Source organism: Microcystis sp. M53598_WE2 (assembly GCF_030067735.1).
GTDB classification, from domain to species: domain Bacteria; phylum Cyanobacteriota; class Cyanobacteriia; order Cyanobacteriales; family Microcystaceae; genus Microcystis; species Microcystis aeruginosa.
Genome location: NZ_JASJFE010000672.1, coordinates 1 through 2,038 on the forward strand (window position 1 = coordinate 1; position 2,038 = coordinate 2,038).

At 41.8% G+C, this 2,038-nt stretch carries 1 protein-coding gene and 1 pseudogene; both read right to left on the reverse strand.

Features of this window, described 5'->3' with window-relative positions; genetic code table 11:
* Positions 1 to 175 precede the first annotated feature (175 nt).
* A pseudogene (locus PX636_RS13735) lies at positions 176 to 265 on the reverse strand (IS607 family transposase); the annotation flags it as partial.
* Between the two features lie 586 nt (positions 266 to 851).
* Positions 852 to 2,038 (reverse strand): glutamate--tRNA ligase (gltX, locus tag PX636_RS13740; RefSeq protein ID WP_288117594.1); only part of this gene is annotated, 1,187 nt, incomplete at its 5' end.

The window sequence follows — 2,038 nt, forward strand, 5'->3', positions numbered from 1 at the left end:
CAAGAACGGTCATCTTCAAAAATAATAATTGTTCCTGTAGGAAGACGTTCTCGGGAGCATCTCACCTTTGTAACCCCTAAATCAGGTTTTTATGTCAAGCTATTTTGAAAGCCTTGCTAGAAACCAGTTTTATGGATAAGTATAATTACTCACTTGCATAAATGAGATGCTCCCGACGTTCTCCTTGTAACTGCCCTCGATTCCACATTCTCCAAGCAGTGTCATAACTGATCCCTTTTTTCTTAGCATAATCTGATAGTTTCATGTGAACTGCAATGTAAACTTGTACTAACCATATTAGCAGTTGTTTGCAGTCATTTGCATATATTTTTTACAAAACTTTACAATACTAAATCCGTTGAATATAGGCTACATATCAGGAGAGGCACTCCACTTGCGGGAGTGACTCTTAAATGATTACAGATGTGTCAGCAGCTGCGTGTAAGCATCCCACCGAAAAACTAATGCACGGGGGGTTTGGGGGGTTCTACCCCCCAAAAGCTTGGATTGAGTGATCAAGTCGGAAGTAATACTAAATCCGTTGGGTATAGGCTAAATATCAGGAGAGGCACTCATGCAAAACGGAGAATAAATAATCAGTTTTTAATAACCAGATTTAGTATAAAAGTTCTGCCCGATAAGCACTTCAGGATTCCATAAGCAAAAATTATCACACAAAGTCGAGAAGAGCCACAACCGAAAAATCCGCCCCCATTTCCTCAGTAATCGATCACGAGCAGGGTATGCAGGGCGACACGGATTCCCATTATACTAGAAAGTATATAGCAATATTAGGGCATTTGTCAACCCCAATGTACGAGAAATTTTCTGATAACTGATAGCCGATCAATTTAACTATTTACTGCTTGCTGAAGACGGGATAGATCCCAACCTTTTTGATTGAGAAGTAGCCAAGACTGCATTAAATCCGGACCGTGTAACTCCCCCATCAAAGCGGCGCGTAGAGACTTCATCACCAGACCCTTTTTAACCCGATGGGCTTTAGTTGTTGTCTCAACAATTCCCTTAGCAACTTCTCCAGTCAAATCGGGAGTAATAGCGGCAAGAATATCCTTGATAATATCCTTAACTCCCTCTAATTGTAATTGACTTAGAGCTTCCTGATTATAATTAGCCACAGGGGTTAAAAGTAAGCGACTTTCAGCGACAGCATCACTTAAACGAGTTAAACTCGGACCGATGAGAGTAGCCAAACCGATCAACCAAGCTCGATCGGTTTCAGCATCAAAATTATACCCTGCTTCTTGCCAGTAAGGGAGAAGTAAAGGCACTAATTCCTCACCGGTTAAACGATGGAGATATTGACTATTAATCCAATCCAGTTTAGTCCAGTCAAATTTTGCCCCCGCTTTATTTACCCGTTCTAAACTAAACACTTCAGCGGCCGTTTCAAGGGTAAAAATTTCTTCAGTGGAATCGGGAGGAGTCCAACCGAGGAGAGTCATGTAATTAACCAAAGCTTGCGGCAGAAAACCCAGTTTTCGGAAATCATCGATCGAAGTGACTCCATCCCGTTTAGATAACTTGCGACCCTCCTGATTTAAGATCAAAGGACTGTGGGCAAACTCCGGCACTTTTGCCCCTAAAGCTTCGTATAAAAGAATTTGTTTAGCCGTATTAGCGATGTGATCTTCCCCACGAATAACATGGGTAATTTCCATATCAATATCATCAACAACTACCGCTAAATTATAGAGAGGCTGACCGAAGTTTTCTTCCCCATTTTCCGAGGTACGAGCGATCACCATATCGCCACCTAAATCACTACCTTTCCAGATAACTTTTTCCCGGATTAAATCCTGCCAAATAATTTCTCGATCATCGTCAATAATAAAACGAATTACTGCTTTTCTCCCCCCTTGCTCGAATTGAGCTTGTTGTTCGGGGGTGAGATAACGATGACGATTATCATAACGGGGGGCAAGATTGCGGGCTTTTTGTTCTTCCCGCATTTTTTCCAATTCTTCCGGGGTACAATAACAACGATAGGCTAAACCTCGATCGAGCAGGGTTTGAA